This is a genomic window from Stenotrophomonas sp. 05L44_2 (genome assembly GCF_056665995.1).
This window is the reverse complement of the sequence record NZ_JBFTNR010000159.1, coordinates 1-6,711: the sequence shown is the minus strand read 5'-3', so window position 1 is coordinate 6,711 and position 6,711 is coordinate 1. Positions and strand designations below refer to the sequence as shown.

Below are 6,711 nucleotides of genomic sequence, written 5' to 3'. Positions count from 1 at the left end.
GCTTGATGGCATGAGCGTGCAGGAGCAGCGGCAGATGCTGTCCGAGGCGCTGGACGAAGCGGGCAAGGGGGACGCCCAGGCGCAGATGCTGCATGAGGCCTGGCGCCGCGGCGACGATCGCCTGCTGTGGAGCCGGATGGGCGTGGAGATGCGCCAGAAGTATCCGCAGCTGTACCAGCGCATCAATACCGACCGCAACGATGCATGGGTGCCCAAGCTGCTGCCGTACCTGCAGGCCGGGCAGGGCGRCACGCTGGTGGTGGTGGGCGGCCTGCACCTGCTGGGCAACGACGGCGTTGTCGAGAAGCTGCGGGCGAAGGGGTACAAGGTCGAGCGGGTCTGCAAGGGCTGCAGGAAGTAGAACCACGCCCCGCGTAGAGGCGTTCAAAACAGAACGGCGCGCTCATGGCGCGCCGTTTTCGTATCCGCCGGGGCGGGGGCTCAGCGGCGGGTCTTGCCGCCGGTGCCGGTGCCGCCGGTCGGATCGTTCGGCTTGCCGGCCGTACCGGCGCCGGTGCCCGTTCCGGTGCCACCCGGACGCGGGCCACCGAAACCGCTGCCCATGTTGCGCTGGAATTCCTGCCACAACTCCAGGTTGCGCTCGGTCAGCTGGTTCATCATCGCCCACGGCGTCTGCCCCAGCAGGTTGCCCATCTGCTGGCGGAACTGCTGCTGCTGGTCGAGGAAGACCTGCATGCTGCGCTCCAGGTAGTTGCCCATGAAGCCCTGCAGGGAATCGCCGTAGAAGCGGATCAGCTGGCTCAGCAGCTGGGTGGAGAGCATCGGTTCACCGTCCTGCTCCTGGTCGGCGATGATCTGCAGCAGGACCGATCGGGTCAGGTCGTCGCCGCTCTTGGCGTCGCGGACTTCGAAGTCTTCGCCGTCGAGGATCAGCTGGCGCACGTCCTCGATGGTGATGTAGCTGGAGATCTCGGTGTCGTACAGACGGCGGTTCGGATACTTCTTGATGATGCGGGTCGCAGCCATGAAGCGGTACTCGTCACAGTAGACGCGCAGCATGGCGCAGTGCAGCAGCGGTTGCAACCGCCCCAGCCCCCGCCAGGCTTGGCTTTCCGTCGCCGGAATGTTGCGCAGCAAGGCTTTGCGTGCTGCGCAGCATGACCAACGGCAGGGTGCAGCACGGGCTTTCAGGCCCTGGCGCCGTTTACCAGCCCATGTGATGGCCGCCGTTGATGTCCAGGTTGCTGCCGGTGATCCACGAGGCCTCTTCGGCCACCAGGAAGGACACGCCGTAGGCGATTTCTTCCGGCTTGCCCAGACGCCCGGTCGGGATGTCGGCAATGATCTTGGCGCGCACTTCCTCGGGCACCGCCATCACCATGTCGGTGGCCACGTAACCGGGCGAGATCGTGTTCACGGTGATGCCGAAGCCTGCGTTCTCGCGCGCCAGCGAGATGGTGAAGCCATGCATGCCGGCCTTGGCGGCGGCGTAGTTGGCCTGCCCGTACTGGCCCTTCAGGCCGTTGATCGAGCTGATCTGGATGACCCGGCCCCAGCCGCGTCGACGCATGCCCTCGATGACCGGACGGGTGACGTTGAACACCGAGTTGAGGTTGGTGTTGATCACATCGTGCCACTGCTCCGCGCGCATGCGGTGGAAGGTGGTGTCGCGGGTGATGCCGGCGTTGTTGACCAGGATCTCGACCGGGCCCAGTTCGGCCTCGACCGCGCGGATCAGGCCTTCGGCGCTGGCAGAGTCGGAGACATCGCCCGGGAAGATCGCCACGTGGTAGCCGCGTTCGGTCATCGCCTGCTGCCAGGCGCGGGCCTTGGTCTCATCGCGGTAGTTGGTGGCGACCCGGTGGCCCTGGTCGGCCAGGCGTTGGCAGATGGCGGTACCGATGCCGCCGGTTCCGCCGGTGACCAGTGCGACGCGAGATGTCATGGAAAGCTGTCCGGATGTCAGGTGGGGGAAGGGGGATTCTGCAACATCGGCGCGGAAAGTGCGCCGGCCGGCAGCAGAATGTCCGCGCGCGGCAGCAGGCGGGGGTTGAAGCTGCGCTGCGCGGCGGCCAACAGCGCGTCGCGGTCGTCGATGCCGTCCAGTGCGGTGCCCGGCTGGCCCAGCAGTTCCCACAACCGGCGCAGCACCGGTACCGGCGCGCCGGCATCCACCGGCAGCGCGGCCAGTGACTTGGACAGTTTGTGGCCCGGTGCATCCAGCAGCAGCGGCAGGTGCCAGTAGCGCGGCGTCGGCAGGTCCAGCGCCTGCTGCAGCAGGATCTGCCTGGCGGTGGAATCGAGCAGGTCGGCGCCGCGCACGACTTCGTTCACGCCCTGCGCGGCATCGTCGACGACCACCGCCAACTGGTAGGCCCAGCAGCCGTCGGCGCGGCGCAGTACGAAATCACCGACCTCGGCATGGACATCCTGTTGCTGCGGGCCGCGCAGGCCATCCTCGAACCGCACGATGCTGCCGGGCGGCACGCGGAAGCGGACGGCTGGGTCCGGTCTTGCCTGCCGCGCGACGCAGCGATGGTGGATGCCGCCATTGGCGGCCAGATCGCTCCGACTGCAGTGGCAGACAAATGCGTCGCCATCGGCCAGCAGGCGGTCCAGCGCCGTCTGGTAGGCGTCGCCACGCGCGCTCTGCCAGATCACCGGCCCGTCATGAAGCAGGCCGAAGGCGGCCAGCGCCTGCAGTTGCGCCTGTGCGGCGCCGGCCACCGTGCGGGGTGGATCGACGTCTTCGATGCGCAACCGCCACAGGCCGCCATGGTGGCGCGCAAGCAGCCAGCTGCCGAAGGCGGCAAGCAGCGAGCCGGGATGCAGCAGGCCGGTGGGCGAGGGCGCGAAGCGGCCGCAGGAGAGGGAGGAGGTCATGCAGCTGAATCGTCGGTCAGGTTGGCGCTTGAATTCAAGCTGACTGCACCGCAGATTGACGGATATCGACCCCTTCCGAGCCGGAATTTCCCATGTTCACCCGTATTGCCCTCTTTCTAGCGACCAACCTCGCGGTGCTGATCCTCGCGAGCATCGTGATGTCAATCCTGGGCGTGGACTCCCGTTCGATGAGCGGCCTGCTGGTCATGGCTGCCATCTTCGGTTTTGGTGGTTCGCTCATCTCGCTGCTGCTGTCCAAGTGGATGGCCAAGCGCTCCACCGGTGCGGTGGTGATCACCGAGCCGCGCAACCAGACCGAGCGCTGGCTGCTGGCCACCGTCGAGCGCCAGGCCAAGGCCGCCGGTATCGGCATGCCGGAAGTGGCGGTGTATGACGGCCCGGAGATCAACGCGTTCGCCACCGGTGCCAACCGCAACAATGCGCTGGTGGCGGTGTCCACCGGCCTGCTGCACAACATGAGCGAGGATGAAGCCGAAGCCGTGCTCGGCCACGAGATCGCCCACGTCGCCAACGGAGACATGATCACCATGGCGCTGCTGCAGGGTGTGCTGAACACCTTCGTGATCGTGCTGGCCCGCGTAGTCGGCGGGGTGATCGACAGCGCGCTGTCGGGCAACCGCGAAGGTGGTGGCCGTGGCTTTGCGTATTACATCATCGTGTTCGTGCTGGAGATGGTGTTCGGCCTGTTCGCCACGATGATCTCGATGTGGTTCTCGCGCCACCGCGAATTCCGTGCCGATGCCGGCGGTGCATCGCTGGCCGGCCGTCAGAAGATGATCTCGGCGCTGGAGCGGCTGCAGCTCAACCACGGCCAGAGCACCCTGCCGACGCAGATCGCCGCGTTCGGTATTGCCGGGTCGACGGCGAAGAAGCTGTTCATGAGCCATCCGCCGCTGGAAGAGCGCATCGCCGCGCTGCGGGCGTCGACCATGGCATAAGCCTCCGCTTGTAGAGCAGTGCAGGAACGCCTGGCCTCGCGCCGGGCGTTTTTGTTTGCGCGCCCACGCGTCGGTAGCGCCGGGCCATGCCCGGCGGATCGTTTCCGCGACCGCGGAGGGGCGTCACTTTTCTTTTCGCGCGAAAAGAAAAGTAACCAAAAGAAACGCGCCGCCGGCCGCGAGCCGTCGCTACGCGCCGGTACCCTGCGCTTCTCGGTCCGCCGAGGGACGGTGCGGGAACTCGCTGCGCTCAGACACCCGCACCTCTTCGCCCTCGCCGGACCTGCGGTGCTCGGCTCGCTGTAAGGCGGRCCGGAAGRTCAAGATCAACRGCAAGAGCATCCACGCATGGCGTGGATCTACTGGGTGCAGCTGYGGCSTTTGATCTTGGGTCCGCCTTGCAGCGAGCCGAGCATCGCAGGGGAATCAGGGGCGCAGAGGCGCCGATGCCTGAGCGCAGCGAGTTCGGCGCCGTTCCCTGGTTCGCCGAGAAGCGCAGGGGACCGGTGCGTAGCACCGGCTTGCGTACTGGCGGCGTGTTTCTTTGGTTACTTTCTTTATGGCGCACATCCCTGTGCGCCACCCTACGGGCCGGCTCCGCCGTTCCGCGCTGCTCCTGCAGCACGGTGCACGAGCAAAGAAAGTAACACCCCTCCGCGGTCGCGGAAATGATCCGCCGGGCATGGCCCGGCGCTATCGACGCGTGGGCGCACAAACGAAAACGGCACCTTCGCAGGTGCCGTCTCCATGAACCGCTTTACGCGCGAAATCAGAACTTCGCGTCGAACTCGGCAGCGTAACCCGTGTTGACCAGTACCTTCTGCAGCGACTCGGCCACCTTCAGGTTGCCGGCCACGATCTGCTGGGTGTCCGGGCCGCGGTTGTCCATGCGGGCCGGGGTCGCGCCCTTGAAGTCGCAGACTTTGCCACCGGCTTCGCGCACCAGCAGCACGCCGGCAGCGATGTCCCAGGCCTTCACGCCGGCCTCGAAGTAGGCGTCGGCGCGGCCACAGGCCACGTAGGCCAGGTCCAGCGCGGCCGAACCCGAGCGGCGGATGTCCTCGGCGTGCACCAGCAGGGCGTCCAGCGACTTCAGCTGCGCACTGGCGCGGGCACGCTCGCGCGGGGCAAAACCGGTGTGGATCATGGTGCCTTCCAGATCCTTGCGGTCGGCCACGCGGATGCGGCGGTCGTTGAGCACGGCGCCGGCACCACGGCTGGCAGTGAACAGTTCRTTGCGCAGCGGGTCGAAGATCACCGCGTCGGTSGGYTCGCCGTTCTCGACCAGRGCGATSGACACGCAGTAGTGCGGCACGCCGCGCAGGTAGTTGCTGGTGCCGTCCAGCGGGTCGATGACCCACATGTGGCGACGCTCGCTCTGCACGCCACCTTCTTCACCGAAGATGCCGTACTCGGGGTAAGCGCGCTTGAGTTCCTTGACGATCACCTTTTCCGCGTCCGCATCGACTTCGCTGGCGTAGTCCATGCGGCCCTTCTGGACTACATTCAGTGCCTCGAGCTTGTTGATGTTGCGCAAGAGGACGTTGCCGGCGAGGCGGGCGGCCTTGACCATGACGGTGACGGCGGGTTTCTGCATGGCATGGGCTCCCGGAAGGGCAGAAGAGAAGGGCTGGCGGGGGAAAAGAGCGGGTCCGGCGCAGTGGCCGGCCGCACAGTTTACCATTGGTCTTCGTCCAGCTCGACATTTTCCCTGTTCATGTCCCAGTTTCCTGTCGCCACCCGTCTCCGATTCGTCCTTGTCGGCACCCAACACCCCGGCAACATGGGGGCCGCCGCCCGTGCCCTGAAGACCATGGGCCTGGCCCGCCTGGTCCTGGTGGCGCCGGAGAAGCCGCTTGATGAAGAGGCCTTCCGGCGCTCGGCCGGTGCCGAGGACGTGCTCGGCGACGCACCGGTGGTGGCCACGCTGGCCGAGGCCGTGGCCGACTGCCGCTTCGTGCTGGGGTGCACCGCACGTGCGCGCCGGGTCCAGCTGGAGGAGTTCCTGCCGGCAGATGCCGCCGCCCGCGCAGTGGCCAAGGCCAGCGAGGGTGCCGAGGTGGCGCTGGTGTTCGGTCGCGAGCGTACCGGCCTGACCAACGAGGAGCTGCAGCTGTGCCATGCCGCCGTGCACATTCCGTCCGACCCGGAGTTCAGCTCGCTCAACCTGGCCGCCGCAGTGCAGGTGCTTGCCTATGAAGTGCGCATGCAGTTGCTGGGCGCACAGCCGGTGGCCCCGACCGAGCCGGACAACCGCGAGCAGGCTGCCAGCCACGATCAGATGGAGAGCTTCTTCGCCCAACTTGGCGAGACTCTGGACGAGATCGATTTCCACAAGGGACGCGCGCCCGAGTCGGCGATGCGCAAGCTGCGCCGCCTGTTCCTGCGCAGCGAGCCCAGCGAGCAGGAAGTGCGCCTGCTGCGCGGCATCCTGGCCGATACCCAGCGCATGGCGCGGCTGGCGCAGAAGAACGGCAAGGACAGCTGACGACGGTCTCACTTTTTCGGGTAGTCTGTCCGGATACCCCGGGGGGATGATGCTTGTGTCGGGTCTGCGTAGGGCAATGCAGGGGGAACTGCTGCGCCTGGCCTTGGCCCTGCTGGCCGGGACGGCGCATGCTGCGCCCGGTTCACAGAAGGGGCGTTGGGCAGCGATGAGGGGCAACTCGCGATGACGCAGGATCATGCGCTTGGCAGTGTGGACCGGGAGGGTGCCGGACCGGCGCCGACGGTGCCCGGCCGCGCGTCCGGCGCGCTGCCGCGTGTCGTCTGTCTTCGGCGGGTGCAGCGTGCGTTGCAGAAGGTGTTGGGGGCTTCCGGTTTCCGCCGCGTCGATGCGCATGCGCAGCCGTGGCGGGATGATTTGAAACAAGGGTCGACGCGCGTGCGGATGGAAGTGGAATGAAGT

At 66.9% G+C, this 6,711-nt stretch carries 8 protein-coding genes; 4 read left to right on the top strand and 4 right to left on the bottom strand.

Annotated elements, in window-relative coordinates; translation table 11 throughout:
* A partial coding sequence (locus AC1VAN_RS07585) for a TraB/GumN family protein (protein WP_480985558.1) occupies window positions 1–361 on the top strand: 361 nt, incomplete at its 5' end.
* A gap of 80 nt (window positions 362–441) precedes the next feature.
* On the opposite strand, the gene phaR is transcribed toward AC1VAN_RS07585, so the two are convergent.
* The 3 genes from phaR to gluQRS form a co-directional block, all read right to left on the bottom strand.
* Window positions 442–987: a polyhydroxyalkanoate synthesis repressor PhaR gene (gene phaR, locus AC1VAN_RS07580; protein ID WP_025876379.1), complete on the bottom strand. Its 546-nt coding sequence runs from the start codon at window positions 985–987 to the stop codon at window positions 442–444.
* Between the two features lie 178 nt (window positions 988–1,165).
* Entirely contained in the window at window positions 1,166–1,906 is a 741-nt protein-coding gene (phbB, locus tag AC1VAN_RS07575) for an acetoacetyl-CoA reductase (protein ID WP_025876381.1), read from the bottom strand.
* Window positions 1,907–1,923: 17 nt separating this feature from the next.
* Entirely contained in the window at window positions 1,924–2,844 is a 921-nt protein-coding gene (gluQRS, locus tag AC1VAN_RS07570; RefSeq protein ID WP_442252118.1) for a tRNA glutamyl-Q(34) synthetase GluQRS, read from the bottom strand.
* A gap of 92 nt (window positions 2,845–2,936) precedes the next feature.
* Here gluQRS and htpX point away from each other — a divergent pair, with 92 nt between their 5' ends.
* Window positions 2,937–3,803 carry a protease HtpX gene (gene htpX, locus AC1VAN_RS07565; RefSeq protein WP_154880863.1) on the top strand — a complete coding sequence of 289 codons (867 nt, stop codon included), beginning with the start codon at window positions 2,937–2,939 and terminating at the stop codon, window positions 3,801–3,803.
* A 769-nt stretch (window positions 3,804–4,572) separates the two neighbouring features.
* On the opposite strand, the gene AC1VAN_RS07560 is transcribed toward htpX, so the two are convergent.
* Window positions 4,573–5,400 carry an inositol monophosphatase family protein gene (locus AC1VAN_RS07560; RefSeq protein ID WP_025876387.1) on the bottom strand — a complete coding sequence of 276 codons (828 nt, stop codon included), beginning with the start codon at window positions 5,398–5,400 and terminating at the stop codon, window positions 4,573–4,575.
* Window positions 5,401–5,520: 120 nt separating this feature from the next.
* On the opposite strand from AC1VAN_RS07560, the gene AC1VAN_RS07555 reads away from it, so the two are divergent.
* Window positions 5,521–6,291 (top strand): RNA methyltransferase, encoded by a 771-nt coding sequence (locus AC1VAN_RS07555; protein WP_442252116.1) that lies wholly within the window; start codon window positions 5,521–5,523, stop codon window positions 6,289–6,291.
* A 156-nt stretch (window positions 6,292–6,447) separates the two neighbouring features.
* Window positions 6,448–6,708: a hypothetical protein gene (locus tag AC1VAN_RS07550; RefSeq protein WP_442252115.1), complete on the top strand. Its 261-nt coding sequence runs from the start codon at window positions 6,448–6,450 to the stop codon at window positions 6,706–6,708.
* Window positions 6,709–6,711: the final 3 nt, after the last annotated feature.